Source organism: Aminiphilus circumscriptus DSM 16581, from assembly GCF_000526375.1.
GTDB lineage: Bacteria > Synergistota > Synergistia > Synergistales > Aminiphilaceae > Aminiphilus > Aminiphilus circumscriptus.
The window spans coordinates 616,955-643,563 of the sequence record NZ_JAFY01000005.1; the positions used below are offsets into that span (position 1 = coordinate 616,955).

Annotated in this window: 23 protein-coding genes and 2 pseudogenes; 15 read left to right on the forward strand and 10 right to left on the reverse strand. The window is 59.1% G+C overall.

Going from position 1 to position 26,609, the window contains the following annotated elements; genetic code table 11:
* Nucleotides 1-123 precede the first annotated feature (123 nt).
* The 8 genes from K349_RS19725 (at nt 124) to K349_RS0110250 (ending at nt 8,151) form a co-directional block, all read left to right on the forward strand.
* Nucleotides 124-1,731 carry a LuxR C-terminal-related transcriptional regulator gene (locus K349_RS19725; protein ID WP_029165709.1) on the forward strand — a complete coding sequence of 536 codons (1,608 nt, stop codon included), beginning with the start codon at nt 124-126 and terminating at the stop codon, nt 1,729-1,731.
* A gap of 369 nt (nt 1,732-2,100) precedes the next feature.
* Entirely contained in the window at nt 2,101-2,409 is a 309-nt protein-coding gene (locus K349_RS19400) for a helix-turn-helix domain-containing protein (protein WP_029165710.1), read from the forward strand.
* Between the two features lie 126 nt (nt 2,410-2,535).
* Nucleotides 2,536-3,207, forward strand: coding sequence for a PspA/IM30 family protein (locus tag K349_RS0110220; protein ID WP_029165711.1), 672 nt, complete (start codon nt 2,536-2,538; stop codon nt 3,205-3,207).
* Nucleotides 3,208-3,209: 2 nt separating this feature from the next.
* Nucleotides 3,210-3,647 (forward strand): YbjN domain-containing protein, encoded by a 438-nt coding sequence (locus K349_RS17020; RefSeq protein ID WP_029165712.1) that lies wholly within the window; start codon nt 3,210-3,212, stop codon nt 3,645-3,647.
* Between the two features lie 149 nt (nt 3,648-3,796).
* Nucleotides 3,797-4,582, forward strand: a complete 786-nt coding sequence (locus K349_RS0110230) for an E3 ubiquitin ligase family protein (RefSeq protein WP_029165713.1) — start codon at nt 3,797-3,799, stop codon at nt 4,580-4,582.
* Nucleotides 4,583-4,620: 38 nt separating this feature from the next.
* Nucleotides 4,621-6,300 carry a hypothetical protein gene (locus tag K349_RS0110235; protein ID WP_029165714.1) on the forward strand — a complete coding sequence of 560 codons (1,680 nt, stop codon included), beginning with the start codon at nt 4,621-4,623 and terminating at the stop codon, nt 6,298-6,300.
* 94 nt (nt 6,301-6,394) lie between these two features.
* Nucleotides 6,395-7,600, forward strand: coding sequence for a leucine-rich repeat domain-containing protein (locus K349_RS0110240; RefSeq protein ID WP_029165715.1), 1,206 nt, complete (start codon nt 6,395-6,397; stop codon nt 7,598-7,600).
* Between the two features lie 209 nt (nt 7,601-7,809).
* Nucleotides 7,810-8,151 carry a hypothetical protein gene (locus K349_RS0110250; RefSeq protein WP_029165716.1) on the forward strand — a complete coding sequence of 114 codons (342 nt, stop codon included), beginning with the start codon at nt 7,810-7,812 and terminating at the stop codon, nt 8,149-8,151.
* Between the two features lie 175 nt (nt 8,152-8,326).
* Here the strand turns inward: K349_RS0110250 and K349_RS0110255 are convergent, their stop codons facing one another.
* Nucleotides 8,327-10,126: an IS1634 family transposase gene (locus K349_RS0110255; RefSeq protein ID WP_029165636.1), complete on the reverse strand. Its 1,800-nt coding sequence runs from the start codon at nt 10,124-10,126 to the stop codon at nt 8,327-8,329.
* A 388-nt stretch (nt 10,127-10,514) separates the two neighbouring features.
* Between K349_RS0110255 and K349_RS0110265 the strand changes: the two genes are divergently transcribed.
* Together K349_RS0110265 and K349_RS19730 are read left to right on the forward strand one after the other, a co-directional pair.
* A complete protein-coding gene (locus K349_RS0110265; protein WP_029165717.1) occupies nt 10,515-10,985 on the forward strand; it encodes a hypothetical protein in 471 nt (156 codons plus the stop codon).
* Nucleotides 10,986-11,241: 256 nt separating this feature from the next.
* A pseudogene (locus K349_RS19730) lies at nt 11,242-11,832 on the forward strand (DUF2207 domain-containing protein); the annotation flags it as partial.
* Between the two features lie 90 nt (nt 11,833-11,922).
* Here K349_RS19730 and K349_RS0110275 read toward each other — a convergent pair.
* Nucleotides 11,923-13,083: an IS256 family transposase gene (locus K349_RS0110275; RefSeq protein WP_420834450.1), complete on the reverse strand. Its 1,161-nt coding sequence runs from the start codon at nt 13,081-13,083 to the stop codon at nt 11,923-11,925.
* Between the two features lie 218 nt (nt 13,084-13,301).
* Here K349_RS0110275 and K349_RS0110280 point away from each other — a divergent pair, with 218 nt between their 5' ends.
* The 3 genes from K349_RS0110280 to K349_RS0110295 all read left to right on the forward strand — a co-directional run bounded on the left by K349_RS0110280 (nt 13,302) and on the right by K349_RS0110295 (nt 16,682).
* Complete coding sequence (locus K349_RS0110280) at nt 13,302-14,600, forward strand: DUF2207 family protein (RefSeq protein ID WP_029165719.1); 1,299 nt, start codon at nt 13,302-13,304, stop codon at nt 14,598-14,600.
* Nucleotides 14,601-14,909: 309 nt separating this feature from the next.
* Nucleotides 14,910-15,674: an SH3 domain-containing protein gene (locus K349_RS0110285; RefSeq protein WP_029165720.1), complete on the forward strand. Its 765-nt coding sequence runs from the start codon at nt 14,910-14,912 to the stop codon at nt 15,672-15,674.
* 180 nt (nt 15,675-15,854) lie between these two features.
* A complete protein-coding gene (locus K349_RS0110295; RefSeq protein ID WP_029165721.1) occupies nt 15,855-16,682 on the forward strand; it encodes a lysozyme inhibitor LprI family protein in 828 nt (275 codons plus the stop codon).
* Nucleotides 16,683-16,844: 162 nt separating this feature from the next.
* On the opposite strand, the gene K349_RS0110300 is transcribed toward K349_RS0110295, so the two are convergent.
* Nucleotides 16,845-17,528 carry a hypothetical protein gene (locus K349_RS0110300; RefSeq protein ID WP_029165722.1) on the reverse strand — a complete coding sequence of 228 codons (684 nt, stop codon included), beginning with the start codon at nt 17,526-17,528 and terminating at the stop codon, nt 16,845-16,847.
* Between the two features lie 218 nt (nt 17,529-17,746).
* Between K349_RS0110300 and K349_RS18805 the strand changes: the two are divergent.
* Both K349_RS18805 and K349_RS0110310 read left to right on the forward strand, forming a co-directional pair.
* Nucleotides 17,747-17,854, forward strand: a pseudogene (locus K349_RS18805) (ATP-binding protein); the annotation flags it as partial.
* Nucleotides 17,855-18,096: 242 nt separating this feature from the next.
* Nucleotides 18,097-18,933: an AraC family transcriptional regulator gene (locus K349_RS0110310; protein ID WP_029165723.1), complete on the forward strand. Its 837-nt coding sequence runs from the start codon at nt 18,097-18,099 to the stop codon at nt 18,931-18,933.
* 167 nt (nt 18,934-19,100) lie between these two features.
* Here K349_RS0110310 and K349_RS0110315 read toward each other — a convergent pair whose 3' ends face one another.
* The 7 genes from K349_RS0110315 to K349_RS0110345 form a co-directional block, all read right to left on the reverse strand.
* The gene (locus K349_RS0110315; protein ID WP_029165724.1) at nt 19,101-19,922 is read right to left on the reverse strand and encodes a M55 family metallopeptidase; all 822 of its coding nucleotides are present in this window, start codon (nt 19,920-19,922) and stop codon (nt 19,101-19,103) included.
* 15 nt (nt 19,923-19,937) lie between these two features.
* On the reverse strand, nt 19,938-21,539 hold the full coding sequence (locus K349_RS0110320) for an ABC transporter substrate-binding protein (RefSeq protein WP_211240356.1): 1,602 nt from the start codon (nt 21,537-21,539) through the stop codon (nt 19,938-19,940).
* A gap of 213 nt (nt 21,540-21,752) precedes the next feature.
* A complete protein-coding gene (locus K349_RS0110325; protein WP_029165726.1) occupies nt 21,753-22,688 on the reverse strand; it encodes a S66 peptidase family protein in 936 nt (311 codons plus the stop codon).
* A gap of 40 nt (nt 22,689-22,728) precedes the next feature.
* Complete coding sequence (locus K349_RS0110330) at nt 22,729-23,703, reverse strand: ABC transporter ATP-binding protein (RefSeq protein ID WP_029165727.1); 975 nt, start codon at nt 23,701-23,703, stop codon at nt 22,729-22,731.
* Nucleotides 23,703-24,695 (reverse strand): ABC transporter ATP-binding protein, encoded by a 993-nt coding sequence (locus K349_RS0110335; RefSeq protein WP_029165728.1) that lies wholly within the window; start codon nt 24,693-24,695, stop codon nt 23,703-23,705. Before K349_RS0110335 ends, K349_RS0110330 begins: the two co-directional genes overlap by 1 nt.
* 11 nt (nt 24,696-24,706) lie before the next feature.
* Nucleotides 24,707-25,642: an ABC transporter permease gene (locus K349_RS0110340; protein WP_084460339.1), complete on the reverse strand. Its 936-nt coding sequence runs from the start codon at nt 25,640-25,642 to the stop codon at nt 24,707-24,709.
* Nucleotides 25,643-25,651: 9 nt separating this feature from the next.
* Nucleotides 25,652-26,572, reverse strand: coding sequence for an ABC transporter permease (locus tag K349_RS0110345; protein ID WP_029165730.1), 921 nt, complete (start codon nt 26,570-26,572; stop codon nt 25,652-25,654).
* Nucleotides 26,573-26,609: the final 37 nt, after the last annotated feature.

Genomic DNA, 26,609 nt, shown 5'->3' on the forward strand with positions numbered 1-26,609 from the left:
TTTTCATGCATAATGATTCAGCAGTTCGCTTTTCAGAAAAAGAGACGAGATCCATACAGCCGGGAAGGGCCACCGAAACGTAACGACTTCGGGGGTACGGCAGGACGACACGGAGGTCGAAAAATGCCCGTTTCTCGCGAAGAACGCACCATCGTCCGTATCGCGATCGGCTTCGGCCTCCTCCTGGGATGGCTCGACACGCTCATGCGGGGAAGAGACGCCCTGTCCGGTCTCGTTCGAAACGACATCTTTCCCGAAGGCAACGCCCTTCCCGCCTTCGTATTTCTTGCAGCGCACATTTTCTCCTTTCTCGCCGTCGCCGTCGCAGCCCGGTCTCCGGGCTTTCTTCCGGGAAGACGGTTTCTTCAGTTGTCCGGCGGCATTCTCGCCCTTGCGTTTCCGCTTGCCGCCTCGCTGGGCTCCCTCTTCGGCGAAGGAGCGATTCTTCTCGCCTCCGGCCTCTCCGGAGCGGGAACGGCTTTCCTCGTAGGAGGATGGGCAGCCGCCTTCTGCACTCTTCCCAGGCAGGAGGCGGCTCTCGCCTACGGTCTCGCCGCCTTTTTCGCCGTCCTCTCCGTACTCTACGCCTCCGCGTGGAACGGTGCGGCCATCCTGCTGCCCTTCGCGGGGCCCGTCGTCTCCGCGTTGCTCCTCTTCACCGCGCCACCGCCAGGAGAAGCGAGCGACACGTTTTCGGAGAAGGTCGATACGGAGACGCTCCGCCCCTGGAGATTCGCCCTGTTTCTCACAACCGCCTATATCCTCTACGGTCTTGGAAGCGGCATGTTCTCCCTGCTCACCTCCACGCTCTCCCGCCATGCGTACGACAACTATCTCGTGGCCCGGGGCGTGGCGCCGCTCGTCGCCCTCGGACTTCTTTCCGTGACATCCCGGGAACTTCCCAGCCCTTTCTATCGCTTCTCTCTCTTTCTCGTGGGAGCGAGCTTTCTTCTGCTCCCCCTGCCCAGACTCTCGGGAATCTCCGCCTACCTGCTGGAGGGCGGGCTTGCCATTTTCGATCTCTACGCATGGCTTCTCCTTATCCGGTGGGGCCGCTCCGCAGGCCCCCACAAAGACTCGGTCCTCCATTTCGGCCTGTTCCTCATCTCCGGAGCCCTCGCGGTGGGGACACTCAACCCTCTTGCCGTCGCAAAGACGACATTCTCACTCTTCGCCGAGGGGCATGCCTATCTCGCCCCCTTCCTCACCGCCATCCTTCTGCTTCTCTGCGCACTCTACGTCCCTGAAGGCCCGGCGAAAAACCGGAACTTCGGCGGCGGCCTCCCTCCGGACAAGGACCAATCCCCTGACACCCCCCTTCCACCTGTTTCGGGAAACCGCTCCGCGCCGCCGCTCTTCCTCCAGACACATCATGCCGCCGAAGCATTATCCTCCGGACAGACGGAACTTTTTCCCTCCACAGAAGCGCGCCACGGTGAAAAAGACGTCTCCCACCCCGAAAAAGAGAACCGTGCGAACAACGAGGTCGATACGGAACTGCAGGAGTTCTCCCTTCGCCTTCGCCTCGAATCTTTAGGCCTGACCCGCCAGGAAAGCAGTATCGTCCTGCTCCTGCTCCAAGGACTCAAGGATCAGGAGATGTGCACTCGCCTCGTCATCTCCCGGAATACACTCAAGTACCATCTGCGCAACATCTATCGCAAACTGGCGATTTCCAGCCGAAAGGAGCTTCCAGGACTTTTCGAAGCGGACAGAACAGCCTCTTCCTGATTTCTCGGGAAGGTCTTTGTCTCACCCCATACCCCCTCCCCGAAACGTTCTCTCGGAATCTCCACGAGCATATCGCTCCGGGTCACTCCCCCTTTTTAAGTCGAACGAAAACATTCCAGCGCAATGAGTGCAAGCCCCTTTCCCTCCGATGAGGGTGGGGGAAACCACCCTTGTTTCTCCACGAAATCGGCGGGAAATCCTACCCGCACTCTTCCCCGAGGGGTGATGGACAGGCGGAGAGACTTCCTCTACTTTCGAAAGCGGATTCATAGAGTACAGACAGAAGTGATTTCCTGTTTTTTCTATAATGTATCATCTATTCACATAAACATCCGTCTTCGAAAATTCCCTATCGGGAGGGAGCGTTCCGTGAGCGCAAAAACGCATCTTCCAGAGCACCCGGATGGCGAACTTCGGGAAAGGCGCGGTAGAAACCCGACTCGAGCGGCGCTTTTACTGCGATTACAACTCGATCCTTTTTCTCTCACAAAAAAGGAGGCGGGCATCGTCCTGCTCCTTCTCGAGGACCGGAGCAACGAGGAAATAGCCGATACCGAGGCCATCACCCGGAACACGTTGAAAACCCATCTGCGTCACATCTACCGCAAACTGCATGTCACCGGAGGAGACCGGACATCCCGGATCACGGAAATCGCCACCAGGCTGGGACTTCGGTAGGCACACTCCCAACAAGGCACTCCGGACATGACGCCCCGGAAGCCGGAGAAGGAAAAGGGAACTATCTGTTCGGGCGGAAAGCATCAAATCAGGCGCCCCGAAAACGTGCACGGAGGAGGTGCGGCAATGAGCATTTTCGGCAAAATGACGGACATTTTCAAAGCCAACGTGAATGACATGCTTGACCGCATGGAGGATCCGGAAAAGATGGTCAAGCAGATGATCGTGGAGATGGAAGAAGGGCTCACCAAAGCCACCTCTTCCCTGGCAAAGGCCATGGCAAACGAACAGAGCCTCCGCAAACAGCACGCGGCAGCGAGCGAACAGGCACGCCAGTGGGAAGAGAAAGCCGGCATGGCGATGAAGGCCGGTAACGCCGATCTGGCCCGTCAGGCGCTGGAGAAGAAACTGTCCTTCGACGGGCAGGCGAAACAGTATGAGACCATGACCGCTCAGGCTTCCGCCACCACCGCACAGCTCCGCTCCCAGCTCGATGCGTTGAAAATGAAACTCGACGAGGCACGGATGAAACAATCCACTCTCGTGGCGAGATCTCAGGCCGCGAAGGCGCAGAAGGAATTCTCCACCGCCATTGGGACCGCCACGGGAAGCGGAGCCTTTGCCAAATTCGAGAAAATGGAACGCAAAATCGAGAGTATGGAGGCGGAAGCCCAGGCGTTCTCCGAAATGGGAGGCACCCTTCCTCAGGATGATCCCTTCGCAAAACTGGAAAAAGACCAGCAGCTCGAAGCGGAGATGGCGAAGCTCATGGAAAAGATGGGACAAGGAGGGGTCTGATCATGCGCAAGTTCGCCCTGCTCAAGGACGGAAGCAACGAGGCACTCCTGGCGAAGACGAAGAACACCGTGACGGCGCTTCTCGGTGAACTCTTCGACCCGGAGGATCTGACCAGCGTGGAGGATCTCCACTCCTTTCCCTTCGGCAGCGCCACCATCCAGATCCAAGTTCTCCCCTGGCATGCCGAGGATGTACTCGTCCGTGTCTTCTCCTATCTCGTGGAAAACGTGGATCCGTCGAAGGAGGGCCTCTGCGAGAAACTTCTCCGGCTGAATGCCACGGTACCCCTTGGGGCATTCAGCCTCGTCTTCGACGGCACGATCATGTTCTCCTGCTCGCTGGCGGGGGCCAATCTCGACAAAAACGAACTGCTCGGCGCGCTCCAGACCGTCGCCGCCTACGCGGACCAGTACGACGACATTCTGAAGGCGCTTTTCTGACGGCCCCCGAATCGAGCGCAAAACAAGGCGGCCCGGAGATTCGCCGGAGGAGCGGAGCGGTTCGGAAAAAATCCCGGACGAAGGAGTGGAAACGCGGCTCGCCGGAAAGTGCCGCCATTCGAGAAAAGGACCGGAGAGGAGAGATGTCCATGAGCCCGCTTTCTCTTGGAATCGGAGCGGTTCTCGCTCTGGGAGGCGCCTATCTCGCCTTCATCCAGAAAAAAAAGAGCGAGGGCGTCGTCACGGAACTGAAATTTCTGAAGGCCACACCTCTCGCGGAACTCCACGCCGCGTGGAAAGCCATCACCGAGCAGGGGTTTTCGGGAAACTACCGGGAGTTCGTCGAGACCAACGGAAAAGCCGCAACGGAGGGAGAACTCCGCTCCCCCCACGGAAATATCCCCTGCGCCTATTTTGTCGCCACCGTGGAACGCCAGTTCGAGCGCGAGGAGACGACCAGGGACGAAAAAGGGAACGTCCAAAGGCGCAGGGTACGCTCCTCCGAGAACGTCTCCTCTCAGAAAAGCGCCTCTCCGCTCTATCTGGAATCCGCAGGAATCCGTATTCCCCTCGACCTCGACGGAGCCTCCCTGGACCTGAAGGATGGAAGTGATCGTTTTGAGCCCTACGAAAGCAACCGCACCTATTCCTTTTTCAACGCAGCCTCCATTCAGACGGGAACAAAAACGCTGGGCTTCCGTTATTCGGAGAAGATCATCCCTTTGGGGCACCCGCTCTACGTCGTGGGAGAAGCAAAGGATTCCTCGGGAGAATTGCGGATCGGAAGCCCTTCGGAAAAGGGGAAACCCTTCATCGTGTCGGTGAAATCCGAGGATGAGGTGATCAAGAGCAGAGAAAGCGGCGCCAGGACGCAATTCTACCTGGGGATAGCCCTTATCGTCGCCGGGATCGCCGTGGCGCTCCTCGTGAAATGACGCATCCCCGATGTTCCTTTCGGAAAGGAGGTATCCCCATGCATCGGCAACGGACTCTCGCTCTTCTCTGCGCGCTCCTCTGCCTGATCGCCGTTCCCGCACTGGCCACACCCAGGAATGCCCTCGCACCCTGGCCCGAGGACGCGATCTTCGCCGTGGTGGTCCTGGAAAATGTGAAGGACATGGCAACCGAACTCGCTCCGTCGGTGGAAACCATGTTCCCGGAAGGGGCGCTCGTCGCGGAATGGCTCCGGAGCGTTCCCGTCAAATCCGTCGCGGTCTCCTTCGGCTACAAAGACTGGGTCTTCCGTCTCCAGGGAGCGCTTTCCTTCGGCCCGGAAAAACGCACGATCCTCGATCGCATCGCCGGTGGCACGGCGGAACCGGGCGATCTCGACGCCCTTCTCGACAATCCCGCTGAAGGCGCTTTCGACTTCGTTCTCCACGAGAACGCCACGTATCTGATCATCTCCGACGGCATGGTCCTGGCAATGGTCACCGCCAAGGAAGACACGCTTCTTCTCGGCTTCGCTCCCGAGGATCTCACCGCCGGACTGGAGGCACTGGAGAACGCCGGAAAACGTCTGGTCATTCCAAGAAAATACACGACGCCCGATTTTCTCTACTTTGCCGACAACGGCATGTTCGTGAAATCCATCCAGGAGGAAATGGGGGAGTTTCTCCCCCTTAGGGACGTCCCCTTCCGCATGGAATTGGGCTTCACTCCCCAGGAGAAAGGGTGGCGTCTGTCGGCCTTTCTCAATCTCGCCCGGGTGTTCTTTTCCGACGAGGCCTTGTCTGCCTTCACGCCTCTGCCGCCACACCCACTGCCGCTCTTCGGCGAACAGGCGCCCTTCTTCGCCGCCCGAGGCAGGCTGCCTATCACCGACGTCGCCCTGGCGGAAGTCCGGGCCGCCGCCGCGTCGGGCGACGAAGATGCACGGAACGTGACGGATCTGCTGGACATCCTCGGTCATTACGGTTTGAACGACAGCGACCTGAAAGACCTCCTCGGCTCGTTCTCTCTCGTCGCGGGAGGCGAGGCGAAAGCCCTCTCGACGCTGCTGGAGGCGAAGGTTCCCGGCGTGTACCTGACACTTACGGGAACGCCCGAGGCTCACGCAAAAGCCCTTGCCGCGGCAGAACGCTTTGCCGCCGGAGAGAGCGCACCGCCTGTCCAGGTGGTCGATGTTCCGGGATGGACCAAGGTTTTTGTCGCGGAGGATCCGCTTCCCTTCGTGACAGCTTTCCGGAAGGACCTGCTCCTCCTCGGGTTTGTGGATCCGAAGGATCTGGAAAAGAGCCCCGTTCCGCAACCCACTCTGGAAGCCCTTTCGGAAAAGGAGCTTCTCAAGTTTCTGTATCTGCACATACCCGGACTGCGAACTGCGGTGCTCTCTCTGGTCGACCCGGTGGGACAGCCCTGGCACGAGGCGTTCGGTCTGGGAGACGTCAAGGAGTTCGCACTCTCGGCACTGCAGGCTTTCCGGCAAACGGAAGAGGCCGAGGAACTCTTTCTCGCCGTCCCGAACGTGGAAGAAGTCTTTCTGGAGGGAGTGAACGGCACGGCCGATCCAGCAGTGAGCAAACGCATGGAGGCATTGACCTCCGCATGGCAGGCGGTGTCCGCCGAGCCGTCCTCCCAATGGAATGAGGACTCGGCGGAACCGCCCTCGCTCGAAGAAGAACCCGTTGAAGAAAGCACGCCCACACCCTGAAGACGGCCCCGGTTACGGCGTGCGACCGGAATGTACCAAAATTCCTGTCTCCCTCAGAAACAAGGGCGACAAAGCAAGAGCAAGGAGGAAAGTCATGCACAGCCATATCACAAAACCGCTTGTTCTCTTCGTGGCACTTTGTCTCGCCGTTCTCTGCCTGTCTTTTTCCGTCTCTGCGGAGCCGAAATACCAGGCAAATTCCACCTTCGGCCCCAAACTGACGGGAGGGGTGTCCGACGAATTCCTCGAAAAGGCCCGTGCGGAGGGAAACCTTGGTGAAAAACCGCTGCGCCTCTCGGCCATCACCGACGAGGACCTGAGGAAAGTCACCTCTCTCAAGGACATTCTCACGGGGGTGGAAATCGACAACGCCAAGGAGCTTACCGACATCTCGCCCCTGGGAAAGCTGTCGAACCTGACCTACGTGAAGCTCGAACGCCTCGACAAGGTGACGGACCTATCGCCTCTGGGGAACCTGACAAAACTGAAAAAACTCCACATCCGACAGGTTCCTTACGAAAGCTTCGATTTCCTGAAACCCTTGGACAACCTGGAGGAATTGGTCTTCTTCATGCAGCCGAAGCAGCCTTCAGACATCTCCGCCCTTGCGGGGAAGAAAAACATGAAGATTCTGCATTTCTATTCCGCGCAGATTACGGACATTTCTCCTCTCGTGGACTCGACGGAGCTGGAAGATCTGAGCCTCTACATGACCGAGACGGAGGATCTGTCGCCTCTGACGGCATTTCCGAAACTCCGGCGACTGAGCCTCTACAGCGTTCCCGCGAAGGACCTCTCTCCCGTGGGTGAACTGACGGAGCTTCGTTCAATCTGGATCTACGCCACCAAGTTCGAGGACTATTCCCCTCTGGCGAAACTGACCAAACTGGAGGAGCTGCACGCGGGCATTTCTCATTTCGACCGCATGGACGTGGTGCGTTCCATGCCGAACCTCCGTTCGGTCAAACTCCTCCGGGACAAGGTGACGGACTTCACGCCTCTTGCGGAATGCAAAGAACTGCGCGAGGCCGTTCTCGAAGGCATGCACGTGGGCGATCTCTCCATCTTCGCCAACGCCACGAAACTGGAGCGTCTGGACCTGGAAAACTCCACCGTCTCGAATCCGGAGGCCATCGCGGCTCTTCCGGCCCTCTCCGCCCTGGATCTCCAGAAAACCGAAGGAGTCACGGACATCTCCATCTTCAAGGATCTGCCCAAGCTCAACTACATATACTCCAAAAAAGGGCAGTTCCCGGAGGAACAGCTCGCCCCCTTCGAAAAAAAGGCCGTCGTTCAGTAGCACCCCGTCTCCTTGGCCGGGAAGGGGGGAGATACAATGCAACCGGACCCGTTTCGCGTCATCGGCACGCGGGAACGGCACGAAGCCATCCCGAACATGTTGCAGCGCCCTCCTCCCACATGGCACGACACCGGGAAAGATCTTTTTCGACGGCTCTCGGGAAGGCATCGGAAGGAAAGACTGGAACTCCCGAAGGAGGTTCGAAGACAATGATCGGAAAAGGCAGGTTCGTTTTTCTGGCGCTTGTCGTCGCCCTTGTGGTTCTTGCCGCCGCCGCGGCCCTGGCGAGCGTGAAGGGCACCGTGAAGGAGTCCGCGGATTTCAGCCTTCTTGTTCCCGAGGGATGGGAATTCAGCGATTTCGGAAACGGCACGGTTCAAACCTATAACAAGAGCGGCTCCTACATGGTGGAACTCAAGAAGGCCGGATCCAACATGACCGAGAAGGACGCGGAGAGCGGCGTGGCGAACCTCGCATCCCAGAACAATGGGACAGGCCCGGAAAAGGTGGAGATGCTCGGTCTGACATTCTCCCGACTTCGCCGGGTTTGAAACGGGAAGCCTTGCAAACACCGGAAAGTGCATCTTGGGTGGGCACTACACAGCCCCTCTTTTCAATTCTGTGAAAAGAGGGGCTGTCGTTTGAGGCGGATTTTTCGGTCTCACCGTGTCTCGGGGCTCCGAAAGGTATTGCGAAAGGTGAACAGGAGATCTGCTCCCGGCTCGTTCAGTTCCTGCCCGTCCCTTCCCCCGCTGTTCCGTCTCCGTCCGTCCCGGCGCTCCGGATCCCTTTCCGGTTCCTGTATTTCCTCACCGACAGGATCTCCGTGTTCCCCAGTCCCCGGACGAGGCCCAGGGAACGGTAGATCTTCCGGGCGCTCTCGCTCATGGCCTTCGGGAACCGGTAGAGTTTCCCCGTCTCTTCGTCCTTCATGAGGGTGGACTGGACATCCAGCAGGGCGGTCCGGATGGCCCGGGCGCTCATCACCGCGTTCTGCCGGACCGCCACTCGGTGCTGGAGATGCCGGAGGAGGGCGAAGGCGAGGTAGGTGAGGGTTATGTGGGCCTCGATCCTGCGGGGTACCCAGTGATAGACAGGGCGGATGGAGAGGTCGTGCTTGTTCACCCGGAAGGATTCTTCGATGCGCCACAGGCTCCCGTAATGGGCGAGGATTTCCTGCGCTTCCGCGGCACTTTCCACGGGCAGGTTGGTGATGACTCCGTGAAGGCCGTCCCACCGGCTGTCCCGGAGGATCTTCTCTTCGTCCAGGATGTAGCGGTCCTGTCCGTTTGAATTTTCAAGGGAGAGGTATTTGTTCGTTCCCCGGTTGGTGACAAGGCTTTTTCCCGGAAGAGCCTTCTTCCCCTGCAGTTTTTTCCGCAGGCGGGCCAGAAGCCGTTCCCGGTCGGAGGCGTCCTTCCGGGCTCGTTGTTCACTCCAGGTGACGAGCAAATTTCTCCCGTTTTCGAGGGGGACGGAGTACCAACGGGAAGGGCTGCACGTTTCTCTCTCACCCTCCGGGAAGACAGGCGAATCTCCGGGCAGGGGGGAGTAGTTCCCGGCGTCCAGGATTTTCTCCCTCATGGTCCGGCTGAGACCCCGGAGTTTCGCTCCCACGACGAAGGAGCATCCCGCCTTCTCCACTTCGTGCAGGTTCTCTTCCGTGAACATGGCCCGGTCCGCCACCACCACCGCCTGCCGGGGGGAGAAGGTCTCCATGCATCTCCTGAGCACAGGCACAAGAGTATGCCCTTCAAAGGTGTTTCCCGGGAAAAGGTCGTACCAGAGGGGAAATCCTTCCGGCGTCACCGCCAGGGCGAGCACCACCTGGGTCTCCTGTATCCTGTTGTCCTTGCTGTACCCCGACACCCTCAGGGCATCCGCCTCAACGCTTTCGAAATAGAGGGTGGTCACATCGAAGAGCAGCAGCGACGCCTTCGTCTCGAAGAGGGACGCGGTCTCCCGCGCCACGATCTCCCTCACCCGGTCCGTCTTCTTCGCCAGGGCGTCCATCATTCGGTAGATCCTGTTCAGCGACATGTCCGTCCCGCCCTCGTCCTCCAGCCAACGGGACATCCCCCGCTTGCTCGAAGGATTGGCGAGGGCGCAGGCGAGGCATTTCTTCAGGACTTCCGTGTTCCCCTTCCCCCGGTTGGATACCCCGAAGATCGCCTCGAAGCCCAGGGAGGAGAACAGGCTCTCCACGACTTCCCCAGGCCCTTCCGTCACCTGTTCCAGGTTCTTCATCCCCCGGAGGCTGACCCGCTCCCCGTCGCCGACCGGCCGCTCCCACGCCTCTTCGTTCTCGAGGAGGGAGAACCCCGGAAGAGAGGGCTGCTCTCTCTCCTCCATCTCCAGAATGAGCTTCCGCCCCAGTTCCCGGAGCTCGGAGAGCTGCTTCTCGTCGTGGGCTATTCCCACGTGCTGGAGAATGACCTGGGAGACCCGTTTCCCGGTACGGACGGATTTGACGATCTGGACTGATTTTCGCGGACTGAGCTTTGAGGATTTCACCCGGATATACATGAAAGGAGTATATCCGGAGAAAGACAATATGTCAATAGGGCAAATATGCTAGGCACTACATTTTGATTTCCGGCTTCCCGATCTTCTGAACCCCCATGAACACTGCATCCCTTTTTTCAAAATCCTTGTTTTCTCGGGAAAAACGGCGAAGTCGGGAAAAAAAGGCCGTCGTTCAGTAGCACCCCGTCTCCTTGGCCGGGAAGGGGGGAGATACAATGCAACCGGACCCGTTTCGCGTCATCGGCACGCGGGAACGGCACGAAGCCATCCCGAACATGTTGCAGCGCCCTCCTCCCACATGGCACGACACCGGGAAAGATCTTTTTCGACGGCTCTCGGGAAGGCATCGGAAGGAAAGACTGGAACTCCCGAAGGAGGTTCGAAGACAATGATCGGAAAAGGCAGGTTCGTTTTTCTGGCGCTTGTCGTCGCCCTTGTGGTTCTTGCCGCCGCCGCGGCCCTGGCGAGCGTGAAGGGCACCGTGAAGGAGTCCGCGGATTTCAGCCTTCTTGTTCCCGAGGGATGGGAATTCAGCGATTTCGGAAACGGCACGGTTCAAACCTATAACAAGAGCGGCTCCTACATGGTGGAACTCAAGAAGGCCGGATCCAACATGACCGAGAAGGACGCGGAGAGCGGCGTGGCGAACCTCGCATCCCAGAACAATGGGACAGGCCCGGAAAAGGTGGAGATGCTCGGTCTGACATTCTACAAGACCGTCTTCGACAAGTCCTCCATGCACATGTCCTACTACGCGGGCATCAAGGACGGGGTCAAGATCTCCATCAATCTCGTCGGCAAGGACCACGAGACCGATCCTACCATCCAGGCCGTGTTCACCTCCATCGCCCTGAAATAGACCAAAGGAACGACATCGAAACGGAACCGGGAAAACCCGTCTCGAAATCACCCTCTGTTCGCAGGGTTCGAGGCGGGTATCCCCTTCTTTTCTTTCGGGATATCGCGTCAGCCGCGCTGTCCTCTTCGAAAAAACGTCCGTCGCTCTTTTTGTGTCTCCACGATTCATGGCGTTTTTCTCTGGAACGTGACGCACGGGGCTCCTTGTGAAATGCCTCCGGGAACACGCTTTTCCGGAGGAGAGGAGGGAATCATCCATGGAAAGAAAATCCCGCTCGTTTCAGGTGCTATGGGTACTCTGCGTTCTGTTTCTGTCGTTGTTCGAGGGGAGAGCTTTCTCGGAGGAGCGCATCGTCTCCTTTTCCGTCACGGGAGAGGTGACCGAAGAAGGCGGACTGAATCTGCGCGAGGAGATCACCCTGCACGCCGAAGGAAAGGAAATCCGCCGGGGTATCATCCGGGTCTTTCCCACCGATTACACGGACGAATCGGGAAAAACCTGGCGCACGGAATTTTCCCTGCGGGAGGCCACGCTGGACGGAGAACCCACACCCTGGGAAATCACCCGCGTGGGGGGAAACCTGGAGATCCGCCTGGGCGACCCGGACCGTTTTCTCTCCATCGGACAGCACACCTTTGTTCTGGATTACGCGACGTCGGGCTGGCTGGGCTTTTTCGAGAAACACGACGAACTGTACTGGAACGTCACGGGAGACGCATGGAGTTTTCCCATCGACGAGGCGGCCTTTTCCCTGCAGCTTCCGGGGAAAAGGCCCGGAGAAGGGTTTGAAAGCATCGAATGGTACACGGGGCGCCGGGGTGAAAAGGGAAATGACGCCCAGAGACTGCCCGACGGATCCGTCGTGAGCACCCGGACAGTTGTGTGCGTCAAGTTGTGCAAAAAGGTTTTCATGGTGTTTGGCGGCCGTCTGCGGCGATTAGCCACACTTTTCCAAGAGTGCCTTTTTGTGTTCGATCAACAGGTCCATGTTGAGGTAGCGACTGGACTCCAGCCACGCCTCGTGGGTTTCGACGCAAAGTGCCCGTATCAGGCGCTGACATGCATCGGTGTTTGGGAAGATACGGACGACCCGGGTCCTTCTCTTGATCTCTTCGTTGAGCCGTTCCAGCATGTTGGTTGACTTCAGATGCTTGTGATGTGCTCTGGGAAGCCGGTAGAAGGTCAGCGTCTCCTCTATGTTCTCCTCCACCCAGTCAACAAGCTTCGGATATTTCCTCTGCCATTTGGTGATCCAGGACGTCAGATCCCGGTGGGCCTCCATAATGTCCCGGCGGTCGTAGATCCAGCGGAGTTCCTGGAGACAATCGTCATCGGCCTTACGGGGCAGATGATCCAGAGCATTCCGCAGAAAATGGACGTAGCAACGCTGCCAAGATGCTTCGAGCAGGGTCTCTCCGATGGCCGAACGAAGTCCTGCGTGGTCGTCGGATACCACGAATTCGACACCGCGCAAACCCCGTAGCTTGAGCCCGAGAAGAAACTCTTTCCAACTGCTTGCCGTTTCACGGGGAGCCAATTCCACCGCCAAGATCTGCCGCTGCCCCTCCCGGTTGATTCCGATGGCGATCTGTACCGCCTGGGAACGGATAACTCCGTTCTCGCGAACTTTCTCGTAGCGAGCATCCAGAATCAAATACGGGTACTCTTCGTCAAGGGGACGGTTCGCAAAACGAGACAGGGCTTCATCGAGACCTTTGTTGATGGCGCTGATGCTGCTCGCGGAAAAACGATGTCCGCACAATTCCTCGGTGATCGCCGTCACTTTGCGCGTGGACACGCCCTGCACATACATTTCCGCCAGAGCCGCCACCAATGCCTTCTCACTGCGCTGATAACGCTCGAACAGTGCCGTGGAGAATTCTCCGTTGCGGTCTCTGGGAATCCGCAGTTCCAGCTTGCCGATTCGCGTGACCAGACTTCGGGTATAGTAGCCTGACCGATAACCCGTACGTTCTGTGTTGCGCTCATGTCGTTCGGCTCCAAGGAGTTCCGTCATTTCCCCGTCAAGGATTTCTTGCAGCACTTCCTTCATCAGGGTCTTCAGGGCGTCCGTTTCGTTCCCGAAAAGGGCTTTCATTCCAGCGAAACGACTGCTATGCTTCTTTCCGGTCATGGTGTATCGCCTCCTAAGGGCTAGGGTTGCTTGTGCGCTGCAGACAACCTACATACACCATGACCTTCTTTTTTTGAATCCCCCTCCGCAAGCACTTTTTGCACACTCTTTAGAGCATAATCACCCGGACTCTCGCTCCAGGCGAGGGGCTCACCGTCGTCTACACCTGGCCCAAGGGGATCGTGTCCCCTCCTCTGAAGGGCGCGGAAGAATTGCAACGCTGGTCCGTCTCGCCGTACCGGACGCTGCACCTGGCCATGCCCGTGGTGTTGCTCGGAATCTCGCTTCTTTTCTGGTTCCTCTGGGGGCGGGATCCGAGACCAGGCACGATCATCCCCCGATTTTCGCCCCCACAGGGGATCGAAGCGGGATTCGCCCGCTACGTCCGCACCATGGCCGTGGATGACCACTGTTTCGCCGCCATGGTACTCGGTCTTGCCGTGAAGGGAGCACTCACTATCGAGGAGCACTCCCCGCTGTCGAGCAGCATCGCCTCCGAGAACGCCCTCGCCGGCAAAGCGCTCTCCCTGCTCTCCAGGGTGATGGGAAAACAGTACCGCCTGCGCATCCGCAGCGACCGGATCGCCAACCTCTCCCTCACGGCGGAGGAGCAGCTCCTTCTCACCTTCCTTTTTGTGAGCGGCAAAGGGGAACTTCTCCTCTCCGGCGACAATCGCCTCGTCATTCAGGAAACCTTCACGCAACTCAAAAAACGTTTCGTCGAGCGGGCCAAACCTCTCTTCAGCGCGAATCTCGGAAAATGGGCGCTTTCCGTGGCGCTCTTCGAGATATACGCCGTCGGCCTGTTCATCCTCATGATCGTCGATGCGTCAAAAGGGAGCATCGCCAGAGTGGAGCCCCTCGTCGCCATGCTGGCGGGGCCGTTTTTCCTCCTCCCGCTCTCCCTCCCCATTCCGCCCGGCAAGGGAAATTGGGGGACACGCTTCTTTCTCCGCATCCTTTTTCCAGGGATCTTCCTCTTTGTCCTGCTCGGCGCAACCTTCGCCGGTGGCGCCTCAGGCCTTGCGGCGGATCCCGTTTCCGCACCGGCACCGCTTCTCTGCGCGGCGATCCTGCTGCTCTTCAAACCGCTCATGAAGGTTCGCTCCGATTCCGGCGCACGTCTCGCCGAAGAATTGGAGGGCCTGCGCCTCTACATGGCGACCGCGGAGACTCCCCGGATGGAACAGATGACACCGCCGCAGGAAACACCGGAACTCTTCGAGGCATTGCTCCCCTACGCCTTCGCCCTGGACACGGCGAAAACCTGGGCGAACCGCTTCGAAAAAACGCTCGCGGCGGCGCGCTATTCTCCCTCCTGGTATCGGGGAGATGCGTGCACCTTCGCGACCGCCGAGGGAATCGCTTCGTTTTCGTCGGGTTTCGTCGGGGCTGTCGCGTCGGGGACACGCTCTTCCGGCAGCGATGGCAGCGGCTCCTCCGGCGGTGGCGGCGGCGGCGGTGGCGGACGGGGATGGTAAGAGGACGTTCCACTGTGGGGCGTACCACATGTCCTCGGCGCCTGATACGGGCACTGTGCGTCGAAACCTCCGAGGCGTGGCTGGAGTCCAGCCGCACCCTCGGGCAGAGGCCTGTTGCTCGAACACAAAAAGGTACTCCTGGAAAAATGTGGCTCATCGCCGCAGACGGCCGCCAAACACCATGAAAACCTTTTTGCACAACTTGTACAATCTCGATCTGAACGGATTTTGCAAAGGATATGCGGCAAAAACCCGTGGCAAGGCACGGAAAACACGAGTAAACTTCGACAAGGAGGAAGGTGAGCCACAATGTTTCGAATCGTTCGGGGGACAGGGTGTCCTTTCGGAGGAGTTCTTCTGTTGCTTTTCGTCTTTGCGGGTTGTGTTCTTGCGGAGAGCGACACGCCGTCGAGAGAAGCGCTGGAGAACGTGCGTACCTGGCCGCTGGGGGCGGAACTCCAGGGAAAGCGGGTCAATCTCCGGGGTGAACCTTCGGCGAAGGGACCGCTCCTCGGCCAGTTCACCGACGACATGGACGCAGGCGAGTTGCTCGTGATCGACGTTCGCCACACCGGCGAGGAGTATGCCTGGTACCTCACGGTGAGTGAAAAATACGGCGAAGGCTGGATTTACGGGAAATATCTCCGTTTTCTCCCCGAGGGAGACGCGCTCTCTCGTCTTTTTCGACGCATTCGAAACGACTTCGGCGTCAACCGGGCCATGATGGAAAAACGTTTCGGCAAGCCGGACCAGGCAGAGGTGGACACCCTGGAACTGGCCGACTGGAATGTGGCCATCACCTCCATCTCCCTCGCCTATCACGGACACAACGCGGTGTTCTGGAACTACCGCGGCCGAGACCGTCTGCGCCTTCTCGAAATCGCCGGAGGCTGGATGGATTTCGGCGGCGTTCTCCAGGGCACCCCGGCGGAAGAGATCCGGGACCGCCTCGGAGAACCTTTCGCGGGAGACGCCACAATGCTCCAGTATCTACTGAACCGGGAAGAACTTCTCTTCTACCTCGAGAAAGGCAAGGTGGTGAGCATGCTTTACCGCAAGGCCATTTTCGACTGAAGCACGGTCCTGGCAAGGAGTGACCGATTCGCGGAATGGACCTTTCCCTTTCTTTCAAACCCGACGTTCCTCAAACGGAAGGAGTTTTTGGAATTTCCGAAACGCCCCGCATCTCTTCTCCGCAGGTACATGCGAAAAAAGTGCGGAAGGGATGCGCAACGACACTACGGAGGTGACGACATGCCCCACGCACAGCACTCTATTTCATCCCACGAAAACCATCCCACGGAAACGATGGCTTTTTCCGCGATGAAGGAATTCGCCCATCCGCGGCTTTTTCTGCCGCTGCTGTTCCTGCTGTTTCTGCTGACGGGCACGGGAGCGTTCGCCGCAGACGATCACCCGCTCGATCTCGCGCTCGACACCTGCATGAACGCCGATCCCTCGACGCAGGGAGTCATCACCTGCGCCGGACAGGCGGAAGAAGCATGGGCGGCGGAGGAAGAGCGTCTCCGACAGGCGCTTCTCTCCCGTCTCGACAAGAAGAAACGCCCCGCCTTCGAAAAAAGTGAGCAAACCTGGCGGGCGTTCCGGGAAGAGGAACGACTTCTCGGCAACACCGTGTACGGTGCGATTCTGAACGAGGCGGGGGGAAGCATGTGGCAGGTGGCACACGTTCTCCTTGACGTGGGAATTCCCCGGGAGAGAGCGATGGAGCTCGGGGGCATGCTCGCACAGCTTGACCTCTCCTGGACACTGCCGCCCACGGACGTGGCGGAAGCGCAAAAACGCCACGCCACCGCCGACGAAGCACTCAACGAGATCTATCAGACCCTCTACAAACGACTCAAAACAGAGGAGCAGGACGTATTGCGCACGACGCAACGTTCCTGGATCGTCTATCGGGACGCGCACCTGGCCTTTCTCGAGAGTTTCTACGACGCGGAAAAAAACGAGGGACTCCAACTCCACTTGGCGGCTGGATTGACCGAGGCGAGAACACGACAGTTGCAGGTGTATCTTGAGGATTTCCAGAACGCGGGGATGTCGGAACAACGAAATCAGTAGCCTCGTCATTTTGCCGTCTTTCGATACGGAACCGGAGGTTCCGTATCGACCCGGAAGGGAAAGGTGCCTGCACGCTGGAAGAACGCGCACGGATCCCGACCCGCCGGACCCAGGCTTTCAAGGAAGCCATGGCCCGGCGGGTCGTATCTCCTGCATCTCCGATCAGGCCCGGACCACCTGCAGGCACTCCACGCGTCCTCCGGGAGAAGCAAGGAGAACGTAGTCCCGAATGTCCTCCAGGTGGCGACGGGTCAGTGTCTCGTCGATTCCCCGGGGCGCATAGACGGTGTAGAGCACATGCCGCGAGCCGGGCCCGATGGGAGTTCTCTGGTCCGCTCCGTAAAGCACGGCGGAAATGATGCCTCCGCGATCCTTCATGCACATGTCTCCGGGTTTCATTTGCTGTGCCTTGCTTTTGCTCCCTCCGAGCATGTCCATCGTCTCCGTCCCGTCCGTCGCGGCAAGGACCACTGGGGGCTCCACCTTGTCAAGATCGTGCGCCGCGGAGAGCAGACCGTTTTTCAATTCTCCCAGAAACATGGCCGCCACAAGGGACGAGCCGCAGGGAACGGTTTTGTTCTTGAACACTACCGATTCCACCTGAAGCTGCACATGATAGAGTTTGTCGAAACGCCGATAGTATGCCGCGTACTCCCGAAAAACCGGCTCTTCCCGAAGACGCGCCCGGTCCATTCCCGCATAGCGCTCCCGCAGTGTCTCCTCAAGCGCCCGCGCCGCCGCGACAATCTCCGGCACATCCTTCCGGTCCTCCACATCCCGCATCACGAGAAAACCCGCGCTCGCTCCGGGAAATGTCTTTTTCCAACTCGCATCGACATCGAACATATCCGTCCCTCCTGTTCTCGTTCCGAAAACACTGTGATCCAGCATAGACAAGGGAGCACGGAAAAGCTTGTACAATATTGCTCATTCCGGTCCCGAAACAATGACCTCACGGTTGTGCCCGTCACATTGCGCGAGCAGTCGCCGCGATTCCTGACGGTAGAGTACTCAACGACCTTCCAGAGTCGTGTGCGTTACGTTGTGCAAAAAATCGTGTCATGCGCTTCGGCGATGCCGTGGTGGCGACGGCCATCCTCGATCGTCTTCTCCACCACGGTACGATGTTGACCATCCGGGGAGAAAGCTTTCGGTTGGGGGAAAAACACCGAATGGAGTAGCCACGAAGATGTAACGCACAAGAGGACAAGCTGGTTTGACGAAGAATGTTGGAGGTGCACCCGGTTCATATTCATTTGCGGCCGGGGGCATTGCTTCATGTCGCCTAGAGGGTGCGGGCGAAATCTTGGACTCGAAATGAGACCGGAGGATGTCCATGTACTCGCGAGAAGAACGAATGCGAGCGGTGGAGCTGTATATCAATATATCAAGCAGGAAAAAGGAGACGTGAGAGATGTTTCGGGAAGAGGCGACGTTCTGGACCTCCGAAGAGCTGCCCGGCGTGGAACTTCTGCGCGCCGTCTATCTCGACCAGTCCTTTCCTCCCCACGCGCACGACACCTTCGCCCTCGGCGTCATTGAAGAAGGCTCCCTCGCCATGCGCTACAGAAAAAGCCACTTCGTGGCCCCCCGGGGAAGCATCGGCTTCGCTCTCCCCGGGGAAACCCATACAGGCTATGCCGGAGACCGCACGGGCTGGCGTTACCGCATGCTCTACGTCGATCCTTCCCTGCTCTGCCGTGTCACGGAGGAACTCGGACGGAGAAAGGCCTTTCCTTTCATCCCGGAATGCGTGCTCTTCGACGATGAACTTGCCCTCGAACTTCTCCGTCTTCATCGGCTCCTGGAAGATTCTTCCTCTTCGCCTCTGGAACTCCAGACTCTTCTGACCTGGAGCCTGACAAGGCTTGTCCTCCGTCATGCGTCGGACCGGCCGTCACCTCGGCGCACCAGGGACGGAACGACCCTGGCTCAAAAAGTACGGCAAATTCTGGAAAACCGTCATGCCGAACGCATCTCTCTGGAGGAGCTTGCGGAAGAATCCCACACCAGCCGGTGGTACCTGTTGCGCACATTCCGGGAGACCTTCGGGATGCCACCCCACACCTTTCTCGTGCAGTTTCGCGTCCGACGGGCTCGGGAACTGCTCCGCTCGGGAAAGGAGATCGCCGAAACCGCAACGGCCGTAGGCTTCTGCGATCAGAGCCACCTCACCAGGGCCTTCCATCGCATCGTGGGGATCTCTCCCGGACGCTACGTGGAGGGACTCCGCCCACACCGGAAAGCGTAAAAAGACCGGCCCCCCATCGTTTCGGGAACACTGCGGAAAAAGCGGAGCCAAAGCCGGTGAAACGAAGAAGGACGCCGGCCCTGGATGGGCGGCGTCCCTCGGAAGAACATTTCTGTCAGCATGGCAACCGCATTTCGTCACCGTGCCGCCGATGCGGCAAGGTACCGCTAACGCGGGACGGTTCCGGCGAGCGACAGAGCAGAACGGAACCAGCAGTAGGCCTCCACGGCATCTTTCGCCTCGAAGGTGAGGGTCCGCCCGGACTCGCGGATCGTGCCGGGAATGCCCGCGGCGGCATCCGCCTGGGCGCAGTTGAAGACCGTGAGCGCCACGCGGCCCGGAAAGGCCGGACGATAGGGCACGGCCTTCCGGCCGCGCGCCATCGCTTCTTTCACGGCCTTTTGCAGGAGCGCCGCCGTTTCCTCCGGAGGGAGAAGCACCGCGCTTGTCCTTGCCACGCCCTCCTTGACGACACAGGTGGTGACATCGTCGCCGAATACGCTTTTCGCCTCGCGGCAGACCGCGGCATCCCCCGTGACCAACGCCGGCGGAACGCCGAAATGCCCGGCCACGGCGGCGTTGAAACCGAGTTCTCCCACGGAGACGCCGTTCAACGTCAGATCGAAGGTGTTTCCCGACATGGTGTGGTCGAGAATGGCCCGGAGCGTCCCCGCCTTGGCGTGGTAGCAGACGAAAAACGCCAGATCGGCGCCCTCCACCTGCTCCATCATGCTGAGGTATTTTCCCGAACCGCTCACGAGGCGAAGTCCCTTCGGAATCCGCCGTGCGTCGAGATTGATCATCCGCGAATGGGAATCGTTCACCAGCACCTCGTCGGCACCGCATTCAAGGGCCGCCTCGGCCACGGCGAGGAGATCGTGAAGCTGCATGGCCCTGCCGAACTCGTATTCCGGCTTGTCATGCTCCACTTGTTCCCATCGAACAACTCCCGTCGCACCCTCCATGTCGCAACTGATGTAGACTTTCACGAGTGTCCCTTCTTCCTAGTCCTCCACGTCCATCGGATAGTAGGACATGTCACTCCAGCCGTTCCAAGGAACGACGAAGTTCTTCACCCGGGGCTGCAGCACGTAGAGATGATCCACGGAGAAAAGGGGCAGCCACGCCGCATCGTCGTGGACAATGATCTTCTCCAGTTCGTTGTACTCCTTCATCCGCCGCTCCTGATCTGTCATGAAGCGAAGTTCGATGATCTTGTTCATGACCGCCTCGTTATTGTAGCAGATTGCCCTGCCGAAGGAGCGGTCCTTGTAGAAGAAGTTGTAGATGGTGCCGTCGGGGTCGTTCGTGTCGAGGGACCAGATCTGCGGATAAGCCATGAGTCCGCCTTCCTTGCGCTTTGCGTAGTAGGTGGCGGAATCGACGGCCTCGAGTTTCACGTTGAAACCCGCATCTTTCACCATCTGCTGGAAGAGTTCGTTGATCTGGACCCAACGGTTCGACCACCCCGTCACCTGGGTGAGCGTCACGTCCACGCCGTCGGGATAGCCCGCCTCGGCGAGCAGTTCCTTCGCCTTCGCGGGATTGTACTCGATCTTGGGCAGCGCCTCGGGGTTGTAGCCCACGAGTCCCCTGGGGATGATCCCGTCAATGAGGATACCGTTGCCGAAGTACACCGTGTCGAGGATCTTCTTGCGGTCCACCGCCATCTGGAAGGCCTTGCGGACCCGCACATCGTCGAAGGGCTTCATCTGGTTGTTCATGGTCATGTAGACCAGTCCAACCCGGGGCCCTTTGTGGATCAGGTTCTTCCACTTGGCATCCTCCATGAAGAAGGGAATCTGAGAGAAACCCTGGTCGCAGTCGAAGATGTCGATCTCGCCGGTGAGGAACATGAGGCGAAGCGTCTCGGAATCGGGGACGATGCGCGCCACGAGCTTGTCGATCTTCGCCTTGCCTGCCCAGTAGTCCGGGTTCGCCACGAGAGTGAAGTGGTCGTTCAGGACATATTCCTTGAGGATGAAGGGGCCGGTGCCGCAGGTGCTCTCCGCGGTCTGTCCGAACTTGGCGCCGAACTGCTCGGTGAATTTCCTGTTATAGATATTCGCACCGGGCGTCGCCAGGGATGCCAAAAACGGTGCATAGGGGTCCTTCAGAGTGATCTGGAACGTGTATTTGTCGAGAACCTTGAAGCCCGACACGCTGTCCGCCTTGCCGTCGAGCCGCTCCCGGGCGCCTTCGACGAAGTCGAAGAGGTCCGTCTGGAAGGATTTGGTCGCGGGATTCAGCACGCGGTCGAAGGTGTAGAGCACATCGTCGGCGGTGAGTTCTTCTCCGTTGTGGAACTTGACGCCCTTGCGCAGGAAAAAGGTGAAGATTTTCCCGTCCTTGGAGACGTTCCACTTCTCCGCCAACATGGGAACGATCTTGGGCGGATTGGAGCCGGGCTCCACCTGCACGAGGCGGTCAAACGCGTTGAGCGGTACGAAATATTCCGCCGTGGTCATATGGGCATCCACGGTATCCGTGGAAAAACCCGCGATGGTGAGAACTTTCTCCTTGGCCTGGGCCACCCCCGCGATCAGCCCCACCAGGGCAACCATCACCACCGCCAGAACAAGCATACGCTGCACTGTTCTCTTCACGTTTCGTTCCCTCCTGTCCGTCTCTGTTTCCTCGATCCTTATTCCTCCGGTCTCTCCCCTTCCCGTGGAGAAACATCCCTTTCCCCGCCAACGTGTTTCCTCCCGTGAAACCGCATCCCTCCTTTCCCATTGCAAAACGCCTGCCTCAACCAGCGGCAAGCGGGACACCGCAAGAACATGCCGGCAAAAAGCAACCGCCCCAGAAAGAGGCGGCTACCGCACTCCCGATTCCGTAAGGAAGAATCGCCCCGCGTTTCCGTCGAGAAGCGCCCGCACTCCCAGGGGGAACGTGGCCTTCCGTTTGCCGTGGCCGAAAGGAACGTTCAGGAGCACCGGAACTCCGAGAGGCACCAGAAGATCGGCGAAGATCTCCTCCAGGGGAAGATCCATCTTCGGTTTATCCGCGGTGCAGTCGATGCACTGACCGACGACGACTCCGGCGCACTGCTGCAGTTTTCCCGCGGAACGAAGCTGGCAGAGCCAACGGTCGTATTTGTAGGGCTGTTCTCCCACGTCCTCGATGATGAGGATCTTTCCCCGCGTGTCGATCTCCCAGGGGGTTCCCATGAGGGCGGAGATGAGGGAGAGACATCCTCCAACGAGAGGCGCTTCCACCGTTCCGGGAACAAGTGCCTGGATGGCCGGATCTCCCGGGGGCGGAAGGATTTCCCCCACGGGCTCCGTCTCCGTGACGGCTTTCAGAAAATGCTCTTTCACGTAGCCCTCGAAGGTGTCCTTGAGGAATTCGGTATAGGGCATGGGGCCATGAATCGTGACGAGGTCCGCGCCTCGTCCCAGAAGGAGATGGAAAACCGTGACGTCACTGTACCCCAAAAAGACTTTGGGGTTCTTCCGCACTCCCTCCAGGTCGATCATCTCGGGAAGGCGGTTCGCTCCCTCCCCTCCACGGACACAGAAGATTCCCGCGATGTCCGGATCGGCAAACATGCGGTTCACGTCCCGGGCACGAATCTCGTCGGGGCCTGCCAAGTATCCCCTCCGGTGGAAAAGGCTCTCTCCACAGACCGTGCGGAAGCCCAGAGCCTCCACAGCATCCACGCTGCACTGCCGCTCCTCGTCGGTGACGGGGTTCGACACACTCAACAGACCGATAAGATCCCCCGGGCACAACGCCCGTCCCTTGTTCATGGTCATCCCTTCCTTTTTTCCCCGTCGCGGAAGATGCGGCTCAGACAAGTGGATAATGACAGGAGACGGCCCTTCCTTCAAGTACCGCCGTCTCCGGCTCCTCCAGACGACATCGCTCCTGCGCGTAGGGGCAACGCGTGGAAAAACGGCACCCCGGAGGCAAATTGATCGGGCTCGGAATGTCCCCTTTCAGAAGAAGCCTCTCGCGATCCCGCTGCGTGGGATCCGGAACGGGAGCGGCGGCGATGAGAAACTTCGTGTAGGGGTGGAAAGGCCTGGCGAAGAGATCCTCCGTGTCACCGATCTCCATGGCCTTGCCGAGGAACATGACGCACACCTTGTCAGCAATGTGACGCACCACGGAAAGATTGTGGGTGATGAAAAGATAGGTGAGACGGAACTCTTCCTGCAGATCCGAGAGAAGGTTCAACACCTGGGCCTGAATGGACACGTCCAGGGCGGAAACAGCCTCGTCGCAAACGATGAATTCAGGATGCAGCGCCAGCGCCCGGGCGATGCCGATGCGCTGCCGTTGCCCTCCGCTGAACTGATGGGGATATTTTCGCATGGTATCGCTCCGCATGCCCACCACGGAGAGGAGCGCGGCGATCCGTTCGTCCACGTCCTTCGCGGACATTTTGGGTTCGTGGGTCCGAAAGGGTTCGGCGAGGATCTCCCGGACCCGCATGCGCGGATTGAGCGATGCGTAGGGATCCTGAAAGATGATCTGCATCTTGCGTCGTAGAGAACGCATCGCCTCCGGCGAAAGCGAGGACAGATCCTCGCCGCGGAAGAACACCTGCCCCCCCGTGGTCGGAACCAGGCGGAGAATCGCCCGCCCGAGGGTCGTCTTGCCGCACCCCGACTCGCCCACGAGGGCGTAGGTCTCCCGCTCGGCGATGTCGATGGAGACGTCATCCACCGCCTTCACGACCCGGGCTTTTCCGCCGAACATGCCCGCCTCGGCGGAAAAAGTCACCTTGAGCCCCTTTGTCTGAACGAGGATGTTTTTCATCAGCAGGCCTCCCTCGCGCGATTGCAACGCACGAAGTGCCCCTCACCCACGGGGACCAGTTCGGGCATCTCCTTGAAACAGCTTTCCCGGGCTTGGGTACAGCGCGGAGCGAAGCGACATCCCGGAGGCAGATCCGTCAGAGAGGGAACCATGCCGTCGATGCTGAACAGCCGTTCCTTTCTCCCCGTTCCTCCCGTGTCGGGAATGGAACGAAGCAGCCCCCGCGTGTAGGGATGGGACGGATTTCGGAAAATGTTGAACACATCCCCCTGTTCGACAATGCTCCCCGCGTACATGACATTGACGTCGTCGCAGGTCTCCGCCACCACACCGAGATCGTGGGTGATGAGTATGATGGAGGTCCCAATGCGACGCTGCAGATCCATCATGAGTTTGAGCACCTGGGCCTGGATCGTCACGTCCAGGGCCGTCGTGGGTTCGTCGGCGACGAGCAGCTTGGGATCGCAGATGAGGGCCATGGCGATCATGACCCGCTGGCGCAATCCCCCGGAGAGCTGGTGCGGAAAAGCCCGTACCCGGGATTCCGGCTCGGGAATTCCCACAAGATCGAGCATCTCCACCACCCGGCGCCGCACCTCCGCGTCGGCCACATCCCTCTGGTGAATTCGTAGGGCCTCCCCCACCTGGTACCCCACGGTCTTGACCGGATTCAGGGAGGTCATGGGTTCCTGGAAGATCATGGAGATGTCTTTGCCACGGACCCGGCACATTTCTTTGTAGGAGAGCTTCGACAGGTCACGCCCTTCGAAAAGGATTTCGCCTCCCACGATCTTGCCCGGAGGCTGAGGAATGAGTCCCATAATGGAAAGAGAGGTGACACTCTTGCCGCACCCCGATTCTCCCACAAGTCCCGTCACTTTTCCCTTCCGCACGGAAAAGGAGACGCCGTCCACGGCAGGGACGATGCCTTTCCGGGTCAGGAAGAGCGTCCGCAGATTCTTCACTTCGAGAATGGTGTCCTGCACGCTCATGATCGCCTCCGTCAGTCCTTCATGTAGGGATCGATGGCGTCCCGAAGTCCGTCTCCCATGAAGTTGAAGGCCAGCACGAGGATCAGGATGGCCACTCCGGGAATGATGGCAACCCACGGCGCGGAGAAGATGAATTCCTTTCCCTGGGACACGAGCAACCCCCAGCTCGGGGTCGGCGGCTGCGCCCCCACACCGAGGAAGGAAAGCCCCGCCTCCTGCATGATCGCCGAGGGGATGGACATGGTGAAGACCACCATGATATTGGGAAGACAATTGGGAAGAATGTGCCGGAAGATGATGGTCCGTTTCTTCACCCCAAGAGCTCGGGCGGCCTCCACGAATTCCTTCTCTTTCAGGGCAAGGGTCTGGGAGCGAACGATTCGGGAGGTACTGGCCCATCCGACGATGGAAAGGGCGATGAAAATGTTGAAAAGATTGGCTCCGAGAGTGTACATGATGACCATCGCCAACAGCAGGGAGGGAAAGGCGAGAACCACATCGGCGAGACGCATGATCCAGAAATCCGTCTTTCCTCCGTAGAACCCGCTCACAACGCCCAGGATGGAACCGATGCAGGTGGCGAGAAAAGCCGGAATGAGGCCGATGACCAGCGAGATGCGGGCACCGAAGATCACCCGGGCCATGAGATCCCGACCGTAGGTATCCGTTCCGAACCAATGCGCCTCCGACGGCGGCTGATTTCGGTTGTCCAGATTCATCGTGTAGGGATCGTGAGAAAGCACGTAGGGTGCGGCAATAGCGAGGAGCGTGATGAAGAGGACCACACAGAGTCCGACCAGGGCGGAGCGATTCTTCTGGAACGCCCGAAGGACATCTCCGAAGAGCGTCTCCACGTCGTCCTTCTTCACCTCGATTTTTTCCGGAGCGATTCTCTGACCGTTCTCCTGGGTCTTCATCTTGTCGGGAACACGTTCGTCATCGTGCATGGGTTCCACCTACTCGTACCGGATCCGCGGGTCGAGCCAGCCGTAAAGAACGTCCGCGGCGAGATTCCCCAGAATGACCAACACGGTCGTGAAGAGTACCGCTCCCTGAAGCAGGGGCATGTCCCGGTTCTGGATGGCACCCACGGCGATGCGCCCCACTCCGGGAATGTTGAAGATGCTCTCGGTGATCACCGAGCCGGAGAGCAGGAAGGCGATCTGCAAGGCCATGACGGTCACCACGGGAAGCAGAGCGTTCTTCAGGGCGTGGCGGAGAATGACCGGAACATTCCGAAGTCCCTTCGCCCGGGCCGTCCGAATGTAATCGTGGCGCATCACGTCCAGAAGACTGGATCTGGTGAGGCGGGCGATGAGCCCCGAGGAACTCCAGCCGAGGACCAGGGCGGGCATGATGAGATGTTTCGCGCTGTAGAAGCCGGCGACGGGAAGCCATCCGAGTTTGAGGGCGAAGATGTACTGAAAGAGAAGGGCTGTCCAGAAGACTGGCATGGATACTCCGGTGAGGGCAAGTCCCATGAAGAAGTTGTCCGTGAGGGAGTACTGTTTCACCGCCGAGAGAATTCCCGCCGGAATTCCGATGAGCCAGGCCACGAGAGCCGCCGCCAGAGCCAGCTTGAGCGTCACGGGGAAAGCTCCGACGATGAGATCCGCCACGGGACGCTGCAGTTTGTAGGATTCCCCGAGATCGCCCTGGACCGCTCCCGCGAGAAAGCGCACGTACCGCACCGGCCAGGGATCGTCGAGATGCATCTGGTGCCTCACGCGCTCGATGATCTCGGGACTCATACGCTCTCCCATCATGAGCGCCACAGGGTCTCCCGGAACCACGTTGAGCAGGATGAAAATGACGAAGGTAATGCCGATGAGGACGGGCACGGCGATGAGCAACCGTTTGAGTATGAATCTCTTCACACAAGACCACCTCCCTTGAAAAACACAACGTTTCTTT

Coding starts and splice junctions, on each gene's coding strand:
- K349_RS0110325 (WP_029165726.1), bottom strand. CDS start 22,688: ATGAACAAGGGACGGGCGTTGTGCCCGGGGGATCTTATCGGTCTGTTG.
- K349_RS0110335 (WP_029165728.1), bottom strand. CDS start 24,695: ATGAGCGTGCAGGACACCATTCTCGAAGTGAAGAATCTGCGGACGCTC.
- K349_RS17020 (WP_029165712.1), top strand. CDS start 3,210: ATGCGCAAGTTCGCCCTGCTCAAGGACGGAAGCAACGAGGCACTCCTG.
- K349_RS0110300 (WP_029165722.1), bottom strand. CDS start 17,528: ATGTTCGATGTCGATGCGAGTTGGAAAAAGACATTTCCCGGAGCGAGC.
- K349_RS0110265 (WP_029165717.1), top strand. CDS start 10,515: ATGATCGGAAAAGGCAGGTTCGTTTTTCTGGCGCTTGTCGTCGCCCTT.
- K349_RS0110340 (WP_084460339.1), bottom strand. CDS start 25,642: ATGCACGATGACGAACGTGTTCCCGACAAGATGAAGACCCAGGAGAAC.
- K349_RS0110230 (WP_029165713.1), top strand. CDS start 3,797: ATGAGCCCGCTTTCTCTTGGAATCGGAGCGGTTCTCGCTCTGGGAGGC.
- K349_RS0110235 (WP_029165714.1), top strand. CDS start 4,621: ATGCATCGGCAACGGACTCTCGCTCTTCTCTGCGCGCTCCTCTGCCTG.
- K349_RS19725 (WP_029165709.1), top strand. CDS start 124: ATGCCCGTTTCTCGCGAAGAACGCACCATCGTCCGTATCGCGATCGGC.
- K349_RS0110255 (WP_029165636.1), bottom strand. CDS start 10,126: ATGTATATCCGGGTGAAATCCTCAAAGCTCAGTCCGCGAAAATCAGTC.
- K349_RS0110310 (WP_029165723.1), top strand. CDS start 18,097: ATGTTTCGGGAAGAGGCGACGTTCTGGACCTCCGAAGAGCTGCCCGGC.
- K349_RS0110295 (WP_029165721.1), top strand. CDS start 15,855: ATGCCCCACGCACAGCACTCTATTTCATCCCACGAAAACCATCCCACG.
- K349_RS0110220 (WP_029165711.1), top strand. CDS start 2,536: ATGAGCATTTTCGGCAAAATGACGGACATTTTCAAAGCCAACGTGAAT.
- K349_RS0110250 (WP_029165716.1), top strand. CDS start 7,810: ATGATCGGAAAAGGCAGGTTCGTTTTTCTGGCGCTTGTCGTCGCCCTT.
- K349_RS0110330 (WP_029165727.1), bottom strand. CDS start 23,703: ATGAAAAACATCCTCGTTCAGACAAAGGGGCTCAAGGTGACTTTTTCC.
- K349_RS0110285 (WP_029165720.1), top strand. CDS start 14,910: ATGTTTCGAATCGTTCGGGGGACAGGGTGTCCTTTCGGAGGAGTTCTT.
- K349_RS0110240 (WP_029165715.1), top strand. CDS start 6,395: ATGCACAGCCATATCACAAAACCGCTTGTTCTCTTCGTGGCACTTTGT.
- K349_RS0110275 (WP_420834450.1), bottom strand. CDS start 13,083: ATGAAAGCCCTTTTCGGGAACGAAACGGACGCCCTGAAGACCCTGATG.